Source organism: Paenibacillus cisolokensis (assembly GCF_050481165.1).
In the GTDB taxonomy this organism is placed as follows: domain Bacteria; phylum Bacillota; class Bacilli; order Paenibacillales; family Paenibacillaceae; genus Paenibacillus_AH; species Paenibacillus_AH cisolokensis.
The window spans coordinates 48,367-65,579 of record NZ_JBCNFP010000030.1 but is presented as its reverse complement, the minus strand read 5'-3'; the positions used below and the strand labels follow the sequence as shown (position 1 = coordinate 65,579).

13 protein-coding genes and 2 pseudogenes are annotated in these 17,213 nt (G+C 61.9%); all 15 read right to left on the bottom strand.

Annotation, left to right across the window (positions count from 1 at the left end; all coding sequences use genetic code 11):
- Nucleotides 1-88: 88 nt before the first annotated feature.
- The 15 genes and pseudogenes from ABEV74_RS06040 to ABEV74_RS05970 all read right to left on the bottom strand — a co-directional run bounded on the left by ABEV74_RS06040 (nt 89) and on the right by ABEV74_RS05970 (nt 17,027).
- On the bottom strand, nt 89-1,273 hold the full coding sequence (locus ABEV74_RS06040; protein ID WP_430144353.1) for a DegT/DnrJ/EryC1/StrS family aminotransferase: 1,185 nt from the start codon (nt 1,271-1,273) through the stop codon (nt 89-91).
- Between the two features lie 51 nt (nt 1,274-1,324).
- Complete coding sequence (locus ABEV74_RS06035) at nt 1,325-2,011, bottom strand: acetyltransferase (protein WP_213527856.1); 687 nt, start codon at nt 2,009-2,011, stop codon at nt 1,325-1,327.
- Nucleotides 2,008-2,613 (bottom strand): annotated as a pseudogene (locus ABEV74_RS06030) (sugar transferase); the annotation flags it as partial. The pseudogene ABEV74_RS06030 and the gene ABEV74_RS06035, both read right to left, overlap by 4 nt.
- Nucleotides 2,614-2,700: 87 nt before the next feature.
- Nucleotides 2,701-3,795, bottom strand: a pseudogene (locus ABEV74_RS06025) (glycosyltransferase family 4 protein); the annotation flags it as partial.
- Nucleotides 3,752-4,807 carry an NAD-dependent epimerase gene (locus tag ABEV74_RS06020; protein WP_062491338.1) on the bottom strand — a complete coding sequence of 352 codons (1,056 nt, stop codon included), beginning with the start codon at nt 4,805-4,807 and terminating at the stop codon, nt 3,752-3,754. The gene ABEV74_RS06020 and the pseudogene ABEV74_RS06025, both read right to left, overlap by 44 nt.
- Entirely contained in the window at nt 4,804-6,030 is a 1,227-nt protein-coding gene (locus ABEV74_RS06015; RefSeq protein WP_430144349.1) for a glycosyltransferase family 4 protein, read from the bottom strand. The genes ABEV74_RS06020 and ABEV74_RS06015 overlap by 4 nt, the downstream gene beginning before the upstream one ends.
- A gap of 233 nt (nt 6,031-6,263) precedes the next feature.
- Entirely contained in the window at nt 6,264-6,929 is a 666-nt protein-coding gene (locus ABEV74_RS06010) for an acyltransferase (RefSeq protein WP_235593362.1), read from the bottom strand.
- A gap of 87 nt (nt 6,930-7,016) precedes the next feature.
- Complete coding sequence (locus tag ABEV74_RS06005) at nt 7,017-8,315, bottom strand: hypothetical protein (RefSeq protein WP_430144346.1); 1,299 nt, start codon at nt 8,313-8,315, stop codon at nt 7,017-7,019.
- Nucleotides 8,293-9,474, bottom strand: a complete 1,182-nt coding sequence (locus ABEV74_RS06000; protein WP_430144344.1) for a glycosyltransferase family 1 protein — start codon at nt 9,472-9,474, stop codon at nt 8,293-8,295. Before ABEV74_RS06000 ends, ABEV74_RS06005 begins: the two co-directional genes overlap by 23 nt.
- Nucleotides 9,471-10,679, bottom strand: a complete 1,209-nt coding sequence (locus tag ABEV74_RS05995) for a polysaccharide pyruvyl transferase family protein (RefSeq protein ID WP_430144341.1) — start codon at nt 10,677-10,679, stop codon at nt 9,471-9,473. Before ABEV74_RS05995 ends, ABEV74_RS06000 begins: the two co-directional genes overlap by 4 nt.
- Nucleotides 10,676-12,121, bottom strand: coding sequence for a flippase (locus tag ABEV74_RS05990; protein ID WP_430144338.1), 1,446 nt, complete (start codon nt 12,119-12,121; stop codon nt 10,676-10,678). The genes ABEV74_RS05995 and ABEV74_RS05990 overlap by 4 nt, the downstream gene beginning before the upstream one ends.
- The gene (locus tag ABEV74_RS05985; protein ID WP_430144335.1) at nt 12,111-13,934 is read right to left on the bottom strand and encodes a polysaccharide biosynthesis protein; all 1,824 of its coding nucleotides are present in this window, start codon (nt 13,932-13,934) and stop codon (nt 12,111-12,113) included. The genes ABEV74_RS05990 and ABEV74_RS05985 overlap by 11 nt, the downstream gene beginning before the upstream one ends.
- Nucleotides 13,931-14,620: a CpsD/CapB family tyrosine-protein kinase gene (locus ABEV74_RS05980; protein WP_430144332.1), complete on the bottom strand. Its 690-nt coding sequence runs from the start codon at nt 14,618-14,620 to the stop codon at nt 13,931-13,933. Before ABEV74_RS05980 ends, ABEV74_RS05985 begins: the two co-directional genes overlap by 4 nt.
- Nucleotides 14,604-15,365, bottom strand: coding sequence for a YveK family protein (locus ABEV74_RS05975; RefSeq protein WP_430144329.1), 762 nt, complete (start codon nt 15,363-15,365; stop codon nt 14,604-14,606). Before ABEV74_RS05975 ends, ABEV74_RS05980 begins: the two co-directional genes overlap by 17 nt.
- Nucleotides 15,366-16,100: 735 nt before the next feature.
- Nucleotides 16,101-17,027: an AraC family transcriptional regulator gene (locus tag ABEV74_RS05970; protein WP_213527867.1), complete on the bottom strand. Its 927-nt coding sequence runs from the start codon at nt 17,025-17,027 to the stop codon at nt 16,101-16,103.
- Nucleotides 17,028-17,213 lie beyond the last annotated feature (186 nt).

Below are 17,213 nucleotides of genomic sequence, written 5' to 3'. Positions count from 1 at the left end.
CCTCATTTCATCTAAAGTAACAGGCGCCCGGACGGCTTCCGCACGTTTTTTCGCCGTTCATCGCTGCGGAAGTCCGCCCCGTACCGAATCAGGCTTGAGCCGCGTAGCCCGGCACTGTCATTCGCGCTTCTCCGAGCCGCCGCAGCACGCAGTCGATGACCCGCTGCTGGTCGGCTTCGCTGAGGGAAGAGCCGGAAGGCAGGCACAGCCCTTGCGCAAACAGTTGATCGGATACGCTGAACTGCGGTTCATGCGCGTAGTATTCGTACTGGCGAAGCAGCGGCTGCAGATGCATCGGCTTCCATACCGGCCGCGCCTCGATATTGTCGGCGGCCAGCGCCTTGACGAGCTCGACCGCCGTCACGCCCGTTATTTGCGGGTTCACCGTCAACGTCGTCAGCCAGCGGGTAGAGCGGCCATACGCCGCCTCCGGCATGAACGAAATTCCCGGGATGTGCGCGAGCGCCGCCTCGTACCGTTCGAACACCGCCCGCCTGGCAGCGATCCGCTCCCCGAGCACCTGCAGCTGACCGCGGCCGATGCCGGCCAGGACGTTGCTCATCCGGTAGTTGAAGCCGAGCTCGCTGTGCTCGTAATGGAGCGCCGGATCGCGGGCCTGCGTCGCCAAAAACCGGGCTTTCGCCAGCTTCCCCGTATCATGGCCGACCAGCATGCCGCCGCCCGATGTCGTAATGATTTTGTTGCCGTTGAACGAGTAAATGCCGTAATCGCCGATCGTGCCGCTCGCTTTTCCTTTATAGGTCGCGCCCAGCGACTCGGCGGCATCCTCGACGACCGTCACGCCGTACCGGCGGAACAGCGCCATGATCGGATCCAAGTCGGCGCTCTGGCCGTACAGGTTGACAACGACGGCCGCCTTCGGCAGACGCCCTTCGCGTTCCGCCTCGATCAGCGCCCGTTCCAGCGCCTGAACGGACATGTTCCACGTTTCGAAGTCCGAATCGATAAATACCGGCTCGGCGCCTTCGTACAGCACCGGATTGACGCTGGCGACGAACGTCAGCGTCGAGACGAACACCCGATCGCCGCGTCCGACGCCGGCCAGCTTCAGCGCCAGGTGAATGGCCGCCGTCCCGGAGGACAGCGCCACCGCTCCCCGGGCGCCGGTCAATTCGGCAAGCTCCCGCTCGAATTCATCCACATGTGGGCCGAAAGGCGCGATCCAGTTCGTGTCGAACGCCTCCGCTACATAACCCTTCTCCCGCTCTCCCAGATGCGGCGGGGACAAGTAAATCCGCCGGTTGTCGGTCATCTTGGTTCCTCCTTCGGCTTGTTCATTGCGGCAATCGTTTGCCTCATCATTTCAGCGTCCTCCGCCGGCCGGCTGCGGCGCATACGGCGGCGGCAGCTCCGCAAGCCGGCGGATCGTCCGCGCCGGCACGCCGGCGGCGACGACGCCGTCCGGCACATCGCGGATAGCCGCGGCTCCGGCGCCGAGCACGCTCCACCGGCCGATGCGCACGCCGGGAATGACGCTGGCGCCGATGCCGATGTGCGCGCCTTCGTCCGCGACCGTCCCGCCGGCGAGCGCCGCGTTCGGCGACAGATGCGCGAACGGCCCGAGCTCGGCGTCATGCTCGACGACGGCGCCGGAATTGACGATCGCGTGGGCGCCGATGCGTGCGCCGGGGTTGGCTACGGCGCCGGGCATGACGACCGCGCCGGGGCCGACCGGAACGCCGGGCGCAATACAGGCGGCGGGGTGGACGAGCGAGGCGCAGCGCTCCTCGCCCATCCCGATCCGCTCCACCAGCGCCCGGCGGGCGGCATTGTCGCCGACAGCGACGATCCATTCCGCATCCGCCCGGTCCGCCAGCAGCGTCCGCAGCAGGAGCAGCGGCCCGTAATAGACGCCGTCCCGCTCGCCGGCCTCCGTATAGCGGTCGTCCACCACCGCGAGCAGCCGGTGGCTGCCGGAAGCGCGCATCACCTCCCGCACGACCCGTCCGTGGCCGCCGTCCCCGACGACGATCAGCGGCCGGGCGGTCACGACACGTTCTCCATCTTGCCGGAGCCGGCGAATTTGACGACGGTCGCCTGACCCTGCTGCTGAATGCCTTCGCGCTTCAGCACCTTGACGACCGTGCGGACGAGAATGCGCAGGTCGAGCGCGAGCGAGCGGTTGCGCACATACCAGACGTCGAGCCGGAATTTCTCTTCCCAGGAGACGGCGTTGCGCCCGTTCACCTGCGCCCAGCCGGTAATGCCCGGCCTGACGTCATGGCGTTTCGCCTGTTCTTCCGTGTACAGCTGCAAGTACTCCATCAGCAGCGGCCGCGGACCGACCAGCGACATGTCGCCGCGGATGACGTTGAACAGCTGCGGCAGCTCGTCCAGACTGAGCTTGCGCAGCAGCTGCCCGAACGGCGTCAGCCGCACTTCGTCGGGCAGCGGCCGCCCTTCCGCGTCCGTGGCGTCGGTCATCGTGCGGAACTTGAGCACGTGGAACGGGCGGCCGTACAAGCCGGGACGCTGCTGCCGGAACAGCACCGGCGAACCGAGCTTGAGCCGGACGAGCAGCGCCACGGCCGCATACACCGGAAGCAGGGCAATGACGGCGGGCACGCAGACGGCCAGATCGATCGCCCGCTTCGTCCAGCGGCCGAATCTCGCCCGCCAGCGCCGATCCCGGGCAGCCCGCTCGGCGGTGTCGCGGTACATCGCATGGAGCCGCCGGACGACGAGCGCTTCCGTAAATTCCGCCTCGATGCGGCGTCTTCCGGCCTCGCCCAACCGGCTCCTGAGCGCCGCGTCGCGCATCACCGTGCCGAGCGCCTCGGCCAATTCGGCGCTGTCGCCGTAAGGGACGAGCATCCCGGTGACGCCGTCCGCCACCAGCTCGCGAGTGCCGAGCACGTCGGTGGCGACGATCGGCTTGCCGAACGCCATCGCTTCCATCAGCGAGCGGGGAATCCCCTCCTTCTCCGAGGTGAGCGCCACCGCATCGGCCAGCTTGAACCACGGCGCCATCGCCCGCTGCTGGCCGACGAACGCGATATCGCCGGCCAGCCCTTCGCGCTGCGCGCGCGCCCTTACTTCGGCTTCAAGCGGACCCGAGCCCGCCAGCACGGTAATCCAGTCGAGCGCTCCGTCCCGCTTCAGCCGGGCCAGCGCATCGAGCAGCAGGCCGTGATCCTTGACCGGCTCGAACCGGGCGGCGACGAGCAGCACCGGCCGGTCTTCCGGAAGGCCGTATTCGCGCCGCAGCTCTTGCAGCCGCTCCTCCGTAACCGCCGCCCCCAAGCCGTCCAGCTTCTCCAGGTCGACGCCGTTGCCTTCGAAGTACACTTTGCGCCAGGGCGCCAGACGCTGCAAAGCGGATACGTCCTGACGGTTCTGCGAGGCCAGGGCGTCGCAGCAGAGCGCCCCGAGCTTCTCCAGCCAGCGGTACAGATGATACGTCGCGGCGGATTGGCCTTCGTAGAAAGGGAGTCCGTGGCTCGTATGAATAACGACCGGCACCCGCGCCAGCCGGGCCGCGATTCTGCCGATCAGCCCGGCCTTGGCGGTATGCGTATGAACGATGTCGAACCGTTCCCGGCGCAGCAGCTTGTACATCTGCCAGATCGATCGCGCGTCGCGTATCGGATGAATCGAGCGGCTCATCGGCACGAACAGCCAGCGGAACGGGTAAGCCGCCCGCGCTTCTTCGTCGGCCCCTTCGGGCGAGGAGATGAGCGTCACGTCGCAGCCGCTCTCGTGCAGCAGCCGCAGCTTGTCGCCGAGAATCTTATGGCTGACGCCCGCCGTACACAAATGCGCGACCTTCTTCATACGCACCCTCCTTGTAATAAGCCCGGTACCATTCCACGAAGCGGCCGATCCCCTCGTCGATCGTCGTGACGGGCCGGAAACCGACATCGTTCGCCAAATCGTCGATATCCGCGTATGTCGCCTGCACGTCGCCCGGCTGCATCGGCTTGAATTCGATGACGGCCTTCTTGCCGAGCTTCTCCTCGATCGTCCGGATGAACGTCATCAGCTCGACCGGCTTGTTGTTCCCGATGTTGTATACCTTGTAAGGCGCATAGCTCGACCCGGGATCGGGCCGTTCCCGGTCCCAGGCCGGGTCGGGCTTCGGCGGGCGTCCGATCAGCCGGACGATGCCTTCCACAATGTCGTCGATATAGGTGAAATCGCGCAGCATCCGGCCTTCGTTGAAGACGGAGATCGGCTCGCCGGCGTCGATTTTTTGCGTAAAGCTGAAGTAGGCCATATCCGGTCTTCCCCACGGCCCGTAGACGGTGAAGAAGCGCAATCCCGTCGTCGGCAAGCCGTACAGATGGCTGTACGTATGCGCCATCAGCTCATTCGCTTTTTTCGTCGCGGCATACAGGCTGACCGGATGGTCGACGTTGTCATGCACCGAGAACGGCATCTTCACGTTCGCGCCGTAGACGGAGCTGGACGAAGCGTAGACGAGATGGCCGACGCCGCGTCTCCGGCACGCCTCGAGCACGTTGCCGAAACCGACCAGATTCGATTCGAGATACGCGAACGGGTTGGTCAGGCTGTACCGGACGCCGGCTTGCGCCGCCAGATGCACGACCGTATCGATCGACTCGCTCTCCATCATGGCGCTCAGTCCGTCGAAGCCCGATACGTCCAGCTCGTATCCGCGAAAATCGGGATAGGCCGACAGCCGCGCATACCGGCTGCGCTTCAACGATACGTCGTAATAGTCGTTAAAATTGTCGATGCCGACGACCTGCTTGCCTTCGCGAAGCAGCCGTTCCGCCAGATGATAGCCGATAAAACCGGCCACGCCGGTTACAAGAATGGTCATAACGCCTCCGCCCCTTCCGGAATATAGTCAGGCTGCTCGCTGTTCGCGCGAACATAATCGCGGAAGGACAGCCAAAATTCGCGCCTGCGCTGATCGAGTTTCTCTTTCGTATATTGATGCGCGCGGTTGAAATTGGCTTTCGCCTGCACGCGCCGCCATTCGTCGTTGCCCGCCGCCTCCACGAGCTGCTGCGTCAATTGCTTGACATTGCCGGGCTGATGCAGGCAGTCCGGCGCGATCAGCTCGGGAATGCCGCCGGCCGTCGAGCCCAGCACCGGGCATGCCCGGCTCATCGCTTCGATCGTGGCCCGGGGCAGCCCTTCCTGGAAGCTCGGCTGGATATAGATGTCGATGCCGTCCAGCCACTCGAACACCGCCGCCCCGCTCGGCAGCACGCCGCAAAACTCGACGCCGTCCGCGACGCCGAGCCGTTCGGCGAGCGATTTCCAGCCGTCGCTCGGACCGTCGCCCAGTATGCGCAGCCTTGCGTCCGGCATCTCCTGCCGCAGTCCGGCGAACGCCTTGAGCGCGACGTCGATCCCTTTCGTCTTCCCGTTCAGGGAGCCGATCAGCCCGACCGTAATATCCCGCTTCCCGGGCCGGATACCCGCAAGCCGCTTCTCCAGCACTTCCGGATCCGGCTCGGGAATTTCCACATTGGAGCAGGCAGCCGTTGTTCCTCCGGAGCACGGATAGCGGCGCTGCAGAAACTGCTCGGTGACATACAGCGCAAACGGCGCTTTCTTGACCAGCGCCCGCGTCTTGCGCAGCGCCAGCGGCGCATACAGCTTGCCTTGCAAATTGCCGTAATTCCACAGCCCGTCCCAGCAGCAGGCGACCATCTCGACGGCGTAAGGCTTGCCCAGCTTGCGGGCGACGCGAATCGCCTCCGAACCGATCTCGCTCGGCATCCGCGCAATGACCGCATCCGCCTTGCCGACGGCTTCGGTCAGCAGTTGATCGACATAGCCGCGCTTCGTCAGCTTGTTGACGGGATTGCTGAGCGACGGCAGCACGAGAAAGTCCACGTTGGGCCCGCTCGACAGCGTTTTGCGCTTCAAGCTGTCGTCCGACGGCACCTTCTGCCCCCGGCAGGCGACCGTCAGGCTCGAGAATACGCCGAGGTATCGTTCCCAGACGGCGTAAGGCAGCTTGCCGCCGGAGAAAAACTTGCCCGAATCGTTGAAATAAAACGTATGGTCATGCGCCCATAAGATATGCATGGTACTTCCCCTCCCTTTTTCTTGTCTGTAAAAATGCTTGCTGAACAGCACTTCCTGAATATAAAGCGGTAATCAGGTACAGCGTCGCATGAGTAAAGCGCCAAAGTACGTCCGTTCCTTCGGGCGTCAGTCCCATCCGCCTTGCTCAACCGCGGACTTTCGGCTTATCCGCCGAAAGTCCGGCCCGAACGGGTCCCGCGTACCGGCCGGCCGCAACCCTCGTGGAGTCGCCGTCATACCGGCAGCTTGTCCGCCGCCGTCCGGCCGACATCGCCGCGCTGAGGCGGCGAAGGCGACGGGGCGACGGCCAATCGCGGCGCTTCCGGCGCTGCGATCTGCTTCACCTGCCTTGCGGGAACGCCTGCGGCAACGACGCCAGGGGGGATCGTCCGGTTGACGACGGCTCCGGCCGCCACGACCGAACGGCTGCCGATTTCCACGCCGGACAATATGCGGCAGCCGCAGCCGATCCAGACGTCCCGGTGGATGCGGATGCTCCCTCCGGTGACCGGATTGTCCCGGATCGGCAGACGATCGTCGTCCCATGTATGCTGGAACGATACCAGGGACGTCTGGTGCGCGATCGAAACGTCATCCCCGATTTCGAGTCCGCCGTAAGCGTCCAGATAGCACTGCTTATGGACGCTCACATTCGAACCGATCTCGAGCCGCTCCCAGTACCGGATCTCCACATTGCGCCCGATCAGCACATTGTCGCCGCAACGTTTGGCCAGTCTGCGCAGAATGCAATATCGCAGAGCGGCGCCGGGCATGTCCGGCAGCCAGTCGCTCAACGTCCACATCCATACGAGCAGCGGCTTGGGCACAAGCTTGAGCATGCGGCTGATCGCCAGCAGCAGCCCTTTATATTTGCGAAAAACGTCGCGGCCTCGCATCATACTCCTCCTTTCGCAATGGACAATTTTTGCGTGTTACGAATGAATCGGCTTCGGCTTCTTCCGGCAGCCTGGCCGCGGACGCCCGCCTCATGTTCCCGGGCTGTCCGCCTTCCAGGTACGAACCGGCCGTTTTCCCGCCCGGCTTGCCAGACTGTCGCGGCACCACCGGAAAAACCAAAGCAGCGTATAGGCGTTCATCGTGTATACGAGCGGCAGAATCGGCAGCTTTTTGCGGACCATATTGTCTCCGATCGTGCCGACGCCGTACTCCAGCTCGCGGCCGGTAATGGTGACATAGCCGACAAGCACGAGCGTGGCAGCGTAGATGAACAACAGGACGAAGGCGATCGCATAAAATTTGCGCGTCTCCCTGTACCGCATGAAAAGGAGTGCCGACACGCCTACCCAGATCGACATCCAGACCGCTTCCAGCGTACGCAGCAGCAGCTCCGGACTCCAGTTGGCCAGGTTCGCGGGATTCGGACTGACGAACAGAAACACCGTAAGCATCGCCGTATTGACAAGCGCCGTCGGACCGATTTGAACCACCAGAATGCCGAGCGCAGCCATCATGACGGCAATCGCCGTCCTGAACCGCTGCGTATACAGCAGCCAGAAGCAAACCGTGTACACGATCGCGTAATCCCTGAGCCCGGTCGCATACAGCAGCACGACGACAAACCATACATACTTTTTGCGCAGCAGCAGCGCCGCGCCGTACACCCCGAGCAGCACGCAGGTTACATCCTTGGCGAACAGCGACGACATGTACATCAGCGAAGGACTGACCAGAAGGCCGAAAATGACGATCGCGTGAAAACGGAGCGAAGGCTCACCGGTTTCCCCGGCGTCCCCGCCGATACCGCCGGTCCTGCGGCCCGGCAGCGCGTAACGGAAGTAATTCGCGTTCAGGCGATACGTCTGGTTGACGGTCAGGATGAGCAGCACGGTATTGAGCAGAATGATCGGCAGCGGCCCCTCGATTTCCATCCATTTGAAAAAGGGCATGTACAGCAGACCGAACATCGGGTAAGCGGAAATGTTATGCCACTGCGTCACGATATGCTCCCAGGCGTAAGGGAGAAAATCGCCAAGCCGCTCGAATTCGACGACTTGCTCGTAATAATGGATCTCGTCGGGCCCGGCCAGCGGATCGGTCGTCATCGCATAGACCAGCTTGCCAAGCATCAGGACGCACAGCCCGGTGAACAAAGCGCCCGGCGTATGCGGCCAACGCAGCAGGAAGAAGAACGGAATGAGCAGCGCGAAGAACGCGGTCATGCCGAGTCCCTCGTCCCACGGCAGGATCATCCTGACCGCGAGCAGCAGCAGAACGGCGGCGGACAATTGGACGATCGGACGGTTAATCGAAACTTCCGCCTGCATAAACCCTCTCCAGACGCCGGACGCTGCCGGTGATGTCGTATTCGTGGCGTATCAGCGCGTCCCGCACCGCTGCCCAATCCGGGGACGCCGCCGCGGCAAGCTTGCTCATTCCTTCCGCCCACCGCTCGGCCGGAGCCTCAAGCGGCAGCTTGTCCACCATGCCGAGCTTCAAATCCGCTTCCTCCGGCACCCGGTCCGAGACGAGACAGGGCACGCCGGCCGCCTGGGCTTCGATCAGCACGATGCCGAGCCCTTCGTACAGCGACGGCAGCACGAAGCCGTCGAGTGCGCCCAAAATTTCCGGCACGTCCTTACGCAGCCCGAGGAAGCTGACCTGCTTCGCGAGGCCGCGCTCTTGCACCGTTCGCTCAATGCTCGCACGCAGCGGGCCGTCGCCGACAAGCACGAGCCTGGCGTCCGGCCGTTTCGCGGCAAATGCGGCGAACGCCTCAATCAGGAAGGCATGGTTCTTCTGCTCGCTGAACCGCCCGATATGGCCGAAAAGCGGCGCCGTCGGATCTTCCGCGCCGAGCCGGCGGCGCAGCTCTTCCCGTTTCGCCGGCAAGCTCTCGTACGGCGACAGCTGGATGGCGTTCGGGAATACCCGAACCCGCCCGTCGCGCCAGCAGTCCGTGCCGAACAGCGACTGGCAGGCCGCCCGCGAGCAGCCGAGCATCGCCGTGCTGTGCCGAAGAATCAGCCTGCGCATATAGGCGCGGTATATTTTGCGCGCCAGCGAGGTGCGGCGGCTGTCGTGCGTATTGTGGCTGTGGCTGATCCGCACCGGGATGCCGAGGTTCTCCGCCAGCTTGAGCACGTAGCCGCTGAAGCCGAAAATATGGCTGTGCACCGCGTCGTATGGCCCGTACCGCCGCACGTTGCTTTCGAAAGCGACGCGAAACCGGCGCAGCCCCTTCTGCGGATGCGGCTGGCGGACGATGGTGCCGCCGAGTGCCCGGATTTCGTCGTCATAGAAGGCATCTTCCTCCGTCTGTACGGCGAAATGATACTCGTAGCGGTCGCGGTCCGTATTGCGGTACAAATTCATCAGCAACGTCTCGATGCCGCCCGGATGCATTTTGCCCACGACGTGAAGCACTTTGATTTTGTCCGTTTTCGTGCCCGTATTTCTCCCCGGGCGAATCGTTCCGCTAATCATGCCAAAATTCTCCCCATATGCCGGTACAGCTCCTCCTTCTTCAGCCGGATCAGTTCGGGAAAGCGTCCCGCCGGCGCCTCGGTCAGCCGCATGGCGGCAATCGCCGAAGACGCCGGTCGCCGGAAATCGACGAGATGGCTCTCCAGCCCGAGTTCGCGGAATATGCTGCTCAGCTTCTGATCCCAAATGAGTCCGTACGTCGGTTTCATCATCGAGAGCGCCGGAATGCAGGCATGCAGCCGCTGGGCGATAACGGCCTCGCAGGCCGCAATCCGTTCCACCAGCCCCGCCACCGTCGTCGGATAGCCGAGAAACTGCACGCCTTCAAGGCCGGCGCAGCGCGGCTTGACGTACATCTCGACGAATGCGTTGTCCGTCGCCGAACCGTTCGTAAACACGTTTACCTGCAAGCCGCGCGAGGTCAGCTCGATCGCCGCATCCCGCCACCAGTCGGCGCATTCGTCGCGTTCCCAGCGGAATGCCGAATGCCGTTTCATTTCATGCGGATCCATGATGCCAAGCCCCACGACGGGCCGGTTCCGGGCCGAGCGGCTTGCCGGGACGCGGTCCGTACCGCTCCCGGCCGGGAGCCGGGGGAAAGCTTCCAACGTATACAGCGCGGGGTCGGCAAGCGCCACCGTCTTGTCCGCGAGCGAAGCGTCCATGGCGAGCAGAAATTCCCGGGAATCCGCATCCCGCACCGCAATCGTCTCGGCGTAGCGGCATGCCTCGAGGAACCACCGCTTGGCCGGCAGGCTCCACGGGCCGCGCGCGCCGACGAACACGATGTGCAGCGGTTTGCGCTGCCGTTTCGCTTCGCGGGCGACGCGGCGAACCGACAACGGGAAAGTCAGATACGTGTCGATGAGCAGATGGCCGCCGCCGATGAACACGGCGTCCGCCTCCGCCACCGCTTCCCGGACTTGCCCGAGCATGACGGAGTCTTTCGCCCGATGAAGCCAATAGGCTTTCAGCATCCGCATCCAGTCCGGCGTTGCCCGCTTTTTCAGGCCGGCGGCGTTCAGCCGCACGACGGGCGCGGCTTCGGAAGGCGTCTCCTCCTCGGGGCAGCGGCCGTCCAGCAGATCGAAATGAATGATCCGGTAGGAGCCGCGCATGCGGATCATGCGGTTTATCGTATACGCGATCAAGCCGTCGCCCAGATTGGGGGACTTCGGCACTCCCGCCAGCAAAATCGTCTTCATTCGTCGAACTCTCTCCTTTTCTCTCCAGCACCCTGCTCTTGTATCTGCCATTTATCTTTCGTCTTCATGAAGGGAGGCGCCCAGGCGAACGTCTGAATGCCGAACCGGCGCCAGATGATCACCACCATGACCACGTTCCAGGCGACGCCGGATACGCTCGTCGCCAGCGCCGCGCCCGTTATGCCGAGCGGCGGGATAAGAAGGACGCACAGCGCGACGTTCAGCACGCTGGCCAGGCTCAGCACTTTCGTCAGCACCTTCTGATGCCCGGTCATCGTCGTCAGCGTCCCCGATTGGCCGCAGAACGCCTTGATCAGATGCCCTCCGGCCAACAGCATAAGCGCAGGGTACGCGTCGCGAAATTCTTCGCCGAACAGGCCGAGCAGCGGACGGCCGAGCAGGGCGAAGACGGCGAATACGACGGCGGCGAAGAGAAATCCGGCGCGGCCGGTCGTCGTGCAAACCTGCTGCATCTGCTTGCGGTCGCCCTTCGCATACGTTTCCGACAAAAGCGGAGCGGCCGTCATATTGATCGCCGTCAGCGCAAACGCCACGAGCGTGCCGAGCCGGACGGCCGCCGAGAACAGACCCGAGGCCGTTTCCCCTTGCATGAATCCGATCAGCAGCACGCTGAGCTGCCCGAGCAGCAGGTACATCCCGGCGTTGATCATGAGCGAGACGGACAAGCGAACCCACTCCCGCGTCTCATAGCGGGGAGCAAGCTGCCGGGTATGCCTTCCGATGCGGACTTTCAGCACGAAGGCACCCACGACGTACGTAACGGCGACCGAAACGCCGAAGCACAGCATCGCCAGGCCCGCGTCCGCCGTCATGCCGAAGCCGTATGCGCAAAGCGCCAGCAGCGCGATCGTCAGAACCGGCCGCATAATCTTCTCCGGCATCTGCGCGAACAGAACGTCCTTCAGACCTTGCAGCGCGCTTTGGCGCAGCGTCGCCAGCGTCAGCAGCGGAATGCCCGCCAGACCGGCGATATAGGTCGCAAGCTGCTCGCCGGTCATCCCGTCACGGCCGAGCCATACGGCGGCCATGCCCCCTGCGGCGACGATGAGCGACAGGATCAGGCCGATCTGATTGCCCCGCCGCAGCAATCCCTTGATTCCCGGCCAATCGCCGACGGCGCGATAAGAAGCGGTCAGTCTCACGATCGTCGTATCGAAGCCCAGCTTCGCCGGGAAAACGAGGAACGTGACGACTGTCGTGACGAAGGAGAAGATGCCGTAGCCGTCGACGCCGAGCATGCGGGCCAGCGCAATCTGCATCAGCAGCGCCAGACCCATGCCGCTCGTATTGACCAGGAAGCTGATGCTTCCGCCCTTCGCCAGCGTCCTGGCGATCGGGGAACGTCCCCGGACGCCGGACGCGCCCTGCGCGCGAGGTGCCGGAGCGGTTCCGGCCGCCTCCCCCGAAGCTCTACGAAACATTGCGGTACGTCGGCACGAGATGCTTGAGCACCGCTCGGATTTCGTCCGGATCATTGCCGATCACTTTCTCCAGCTTCCTGATTTCAAACTCCAGCTCGGTCCGGTTGATCTGCGACGGCTTTCCGATAAAGATCCGGTCATGCTTCGTCGACGTCAATCCCTCTTCGCTCGTGAGCAGCTCTTCGTACAGCTTCTCTCCTTCGCGAATGCCGGTGAACCGGATATCGATGTCGACATGCGGCTCGTAGCCGGACAAGCGGATAAGGTCGACCGCCAGATCGTAAATTTTGACCGGCTTGCCCATGTCGAGGATGAACACTTCGCCGCCGCGGGCGAAGGCGCCGGCTTGAATGACGAGCTGCACCGCTTCCGGAATCGTCATGAAATACCGGACCATCTCCGGATGCGTAACCGTAACGGGACCGCCTTGCTCGATCTGCTGCTTGAACCGCGGAATGACGCTGCCCCGGCTGCCGAGCACATTGCCGAAGCGGACCGCGACGAATTTCGTCTCGCTATGCTTGTCGAGGCTTTGGATGAACATCTCGGCGATCCGTTTCGTCGTGCCCATGACGCTTGTCGGGTTGACCGCCTTGTCCGTCGAGATGAGCACGAACCGCTCAGCCCCGTATTTATCCGCGCACTCCGCCACATTGCGCGTGCCGAACACGTTGTTTTTGATCGCTTCGGCCGGATTCCGCTCCATCAGCGGCACATGCTTGTGAGCGGCGGCGTGAAAGACGACTTCGGGCCGTTTCAGCTGGAAGATCTCTTCCATGCGGGGCCGGTCCTGGATATCGGCGATCAACGTCTCGATTTGAAGCTCCGGAAACTTGCTCCGCATCTCCATCTCGATCGTGTAGATGCTGTTCTCGCCATGACCGAGCAGCAGCAGCCGCGAAGGCCGGAACGGCGCAATCTGACGGCAAAGCTCGGAGCCGATGGAGCCTCCCGCGCCGGTGACCAGCACCGTCTTGCCTTCGACGTAGTTGGCGATGTTCTCGAGATCGGTGCGGATCGGGTCGCGTCCGAGCAAATCTTCGACCTGGACGTCGCGAACCCGGCCGACCGCCCCTCCGCCGCGGATAATGTCCTGCAAATCCGGCACGATTTTCAGCCTTGCCTTCGTCGTCTTGCAAATGTTGACGATCGCGGATATTTGAGATTTGGATACCGAAGGCATGGCGATAATGATTTCATCGATGCGGTTCGCCTCGGCCGCCTTCGGAATGTCGGCGCGCGCGCCGAAAACCGGGAGCCCCATAACACTCAGCTTCCGTTTGTACGGATCGTCGTCGATGAAGCCTACCGGCATCAGATTGGAGGCGTCGTTCTGCATCAGCTCGCGGGCAACCAGCGTGCCGCAGCTGCCGGCGCCGACGATGAGCGCGCGGCGGCGGCCGTTATGGCCGCGGCGCGAACCGTATTTGTCGCAGAACGACCGCCAGATGAGACGGGGACCGGCCATGAAAAATACGGTGAAAGCAAAGTGGTGAAACAGCATGAGCGGCTCGGAATCCCCCGGAATAAGCACAACCGCGAGATAGGGCAGCAGCGCCGAAGCGGCGGCGGCCTGCAAGACCGTCAGCATGTCGAGCGCGCCGGCATACTGCCAGATCGTGCGGTGCAGCCCAAGCTTGACAATCGCGCCCAGACCGATCGCCGCAGACAGCCCGATATAGACGAGCCATGCGGCAGTTCCCCACGGCACCTCCGCATGCTGCTGCTGCAGGGCAGCGGCGGCGGCGGCACCGATTCCGACAGCGGCCAGATCGACCGCAAGCCATATATAAGTGCGGTATGCCGATATCATGACCGGACCTCCTGACTGTATTCGTAATAAGGATTCGCCTCGCTGGACGGCACCTGATTCAGCGCCACGCCAAGCACTCTGGCATGGACGAATTCGAGCGCTTCTTTCGCCTTGATGACGTAACGGCGCTTGACGCTCTTCGCATTGACGACAAGCAGCACGCCGTCGCAACGCGCAGCCACAACCTGCGCGTCGCTAACGGCCAGCACGGGAGGCGTGTCGATCAGCACAATGTCGTACGACTCCCGCAGTTCTGCGAGCAGCCGGTCCATCTTGTCGGACCCGAGCAGCTCGGAAGGATTGGGCGGTATCGAGCCGCTCGACAGCAGCTTCAGTCCGTTAATCGACGTATTTTGCACGGCGTCCGCCACTTTGGCCTGGCCGGTCAGAATATGGGTCAGCCCGCAGCGGTTTGATGTCTGAAACATATGGTGGGCCGTCGGCCTGCGCAAATCGGCATCGACGAGCAGTACCGACTTTCCGGTCTGGGCGTAAGCGACGGCCAGATTGTTGACCGTCGTCGTTTTCCCTTCGCGCGGGCTGGCCGAGGTCACCATCAGCAGCCGCAGCGGCCGGTCGACCTCCGCATACTGCAAATTGGTGCGCAGCGTACGATACGCTTCCGATATCGGCGACAGCGGATTGACATCTGTAATGAGCGGTCTCGCTTCATGAGATCGGGACACGGGATGCTTCACCTGCTTTCGATGAATTGGCGGCTAACCGCCGCTTGACTTTCAGATCCCCCTGACGGATGGACGGAATCATGACGAGCGTCGGAAGGCCCAGGTAATACTCGACGTCCTCCTCGTTGCGAATTCTGTCGTCGAAATATTCGAGCGCAAGCGCCGCGGCGATACCGAACAGCAGCGCGACGACAAAGCTGACGGCCATATTCAACTTCTCGTTCGGCTTGACCGGAGCCGGAACTTTGTCCGGATCGGCCATATGAAGCAAGTGGACGTTGTCCACGCGCATAATGACCGGAATTTGCGATTGGAACACCTCGGCTACGGCGTTGACCGCATTCGCCGCCAGACTGTAGTCGTGGTCCTGGTAGCTGAGCGTAAACACCTGCGTTCCGTTGACGGAATGAAAGCGGATCTTGCGCATCAGTTCCTCGCTTGTCACGCCCAGATCCGGATTTTGGGCGACGACCTCATCCATCATGGCCGGCGTCCGCAAAATCTCTTTATATGTGTTGATCAAACTGATATTACTGTTGATCATGTTCAGATCGAGCTTAATGGTGCCCAGATTGCCGACGGCCGAGTTAACGAGCAGCTTGGCCGATGCCTGGTAAACCGGCTTGAGCATGAAATAACTGACAGCTCCGGTGGCGGACACGACGACAATGACAAAAATCATAATTAACCATAACCGTTTGCGTATAATCGACAAGTAATGCTTCAAATCGAGTTCCTTGCTCAATGTGGGTATAAACCTCCATCCTGATAGTTTGGCTTTCGACTCTCCCTCCGGCTTTTCAGTCGATTTTTGATTATGATTATGACACAGTTCGTCGCTAGGCTTTGAGGGAATAAGGATATAAATTGGATTAGGTTTACATATCCATTTTCAAAGTCGTTTTCATAAGCTGGAAAGCCTAATTACTTGTGATGAGAAAAATATAATTTCCATCATTTTTAGCTAAAAATCCGTGAAAAAAAGGAAATTATTTGCTATTTTACAAGGAAAGAATGTGATGACCGGGCGATTGCCGCCTCCATCTAACGAATCATCATTTACAAGATGTAAAAATAAACCTGGAGACCGCTTCGCGACTGGCTTTGCGGCCCCTGGCAGGCCCGATTCGGATAGGGTTGAAAGGAGAGTTAAATACCAAATTGCGGGGGACGGGATGAAGAAGAGAGGGGCTTGGGGCCGATCGTCCCAAAAATCCGGGACGCCCCGCCGATCCCCGGCTGCCGACGCCGAATCCGGCAGGCTGGCAAGGAGGAACGGGCGAACACCTTCCTGTGGACTACATATAGGTCTTCTTGACAATGCTCGGGAAAGTAAAAACCGGACAAGAGAAGTGGTGCGCGAAAGCTTCGCGGAAGAGCGGTGAGCGAAAGCTTCACGCAAGAGAAGCGTGTGCGGAAAAGAAGCGGTATGCGAAAGCTTCGTCCCGAAAGGACGCGACGCAACAAGTTTCGGGGGCGGCTAAGCGCCGCCTCCGGCGGGGATTTGCGATCGAACGGCGGGATCGGACGGGGACGGCTCTTGCATTTGCTGCCGGTATGCGCCTGGCGTCATGCCGACGATGCGGCGGAACACCCGGTTGAACGAATCGATATCGCGGTAACCGGCCCGTTCCGCCACAGCTTGAATTTTGTCTCCGGTTTCGCGGAGCATGTCGCAGCTTTTGCGAATTCTCAGACTTTGCATGTAACGAGCAAACGTTTGTCCCGTATACTGCTTGAACAAGCGCTGAAAATGCCGCTTGCTGAAGCCGCACCGTCCGGCCAGGGAAGCGATGTCGAGCGGCTCCCCGTAATGCTCGTCCAGCCAGGCCAGCACGTCGTACAGCGCATTCGGCGCGGCAGCCGCGGGCAATTCCGGGCATTCCTGCCTGGCCCGGAACACCGACACCAGCAGCTGCAGCAGCATCGCATACATCATCGTCGTCGAGCCGCTGCGCCGAAAGGCAAATTCCCGATGCAACCCGTAAAGCAGCCGTTCGATCGTCCCGTCGTGATCGGGTACGGAGAACCATTCGCTCCTTTCTTCCATCAAGAAATCGAACTGCGTCCGAAGAATCGGCTCGGCCATTTCCCGAAGCGATGCCAACAGGTCCGGCGCAATGACGCAGTTGTAAACGACGAGCGGTTCTTCCTGATTGGCCGAAGCCGGGCGGAATACGTGTGAAACCCCGACCGGGATAACATAGAGCCGGCCTTTGCCGACCCTTTCCGCCGCGTCCCCGATATGGTGGAAGCCAAAGCCTTCGGCGACATACGCCAGCTCCACAAAGTCATGGGCGTGATAGGCGAGATCGAACGTTTCGAGAGCGCGGTTGACGAATAAACGGACGTTTTCGGTAAAGTAATAATCGCTTTTTAACATAAAAGACGGTCGCGCCGTTGCCATTCGCACTCACCTCCGCAGTATGGACCCCGGCGTTTCTCCCGGACGCCGAGCCGACGCGATGTCGCGTTCAACGGGGAAGGATGGCATCATTGCCGGGAGAGGCAACGCTTTCTTTTTTTATAATGATAATTATAAGTAAAACGTCTATCAGCGTCTATTTCGCAATGAGCATCCGCGATTCGGCGG

What these genes read in the sequence shown, in the direction of transcription:
- ABEV74_RS06020 (WP_062491338.1), bottom strand. Translation starts at nt 4,807, where the DNA reads ATGACCATTCTTGTAACCGGCGTGGCCGGTTTTATCGGCTATCATCTG.
- ABEV74_RS06010 (WP_235593362.1), bottom strand. Translation starts at nt 6,929, where the DNA reads ATGATGCGAGGCCGCGACGTTTTTCGCAAATATAAAGGGCTGCTGCTG.
- ABEV74_RS06040 (WP_430144353.1), bottom strand. Translation starts at nt 1,273, where the DNA reads ATGACCGACAACCGGCGGATTTACTTGTCCCCGCCGCATCTGGGAGAG.
- ABEV74_RS05990 (WP_430144338.1), bottom strand. Translation starts at nt 12,121, where the DNA reads ATGTTTCGTAGAGCTTCGGGGGAGGCGGCCGGAACCGCTCCGGCACCT.
- ABEV74_RS06015 (WP_430144349.1), bottom strand. Translation starts at nt 6,030, where the DNA reads ATGCATATCTTATGGGCGCATGACCATACGTTTTATTTCAACGATTCG.
- ABEV74_RS06000 (WP_430144344.1), bottom strand. Translation starts at nt 9,474, where the DNA reads ATGATTAGCGGAACGATTCGCCCGGGGAGAAATACGGGCACGAAAACG.
- ABEV74_RS05995 (WP_430144341.1), bottom strand. Translation starts at nt 10,679, where the DNA reads ATGAAGACGATTTTGCTGGCGGGAGTGCCGAAGTCCCCCAATCTGGGC.
- ABEV74_RS06005 (WP_430144346.1), bottom strand. Translation starts at nt 8,315, where the DNA reads ATGCAGGCGGAAGTTTCGATTAACCGTCCGATCGTCCAATTGTCCGCC.
- ABEV74_RS05970 (WP_213527867.1), bottom strand. Translation starts at nt 17,027, where the DNA reads ATGGCAACGGCGCGACCGTCTTTTATGTTAAAAAGCGATTATTACTTT.
- ABEV74_RS05985 (WP_430144335.1), bottom strand. Translation starts at nt 13,934, where the DNA reads ATGATATCGGCATACCGCACTTATATATGGCTTGCGGTCGATCTGGCC.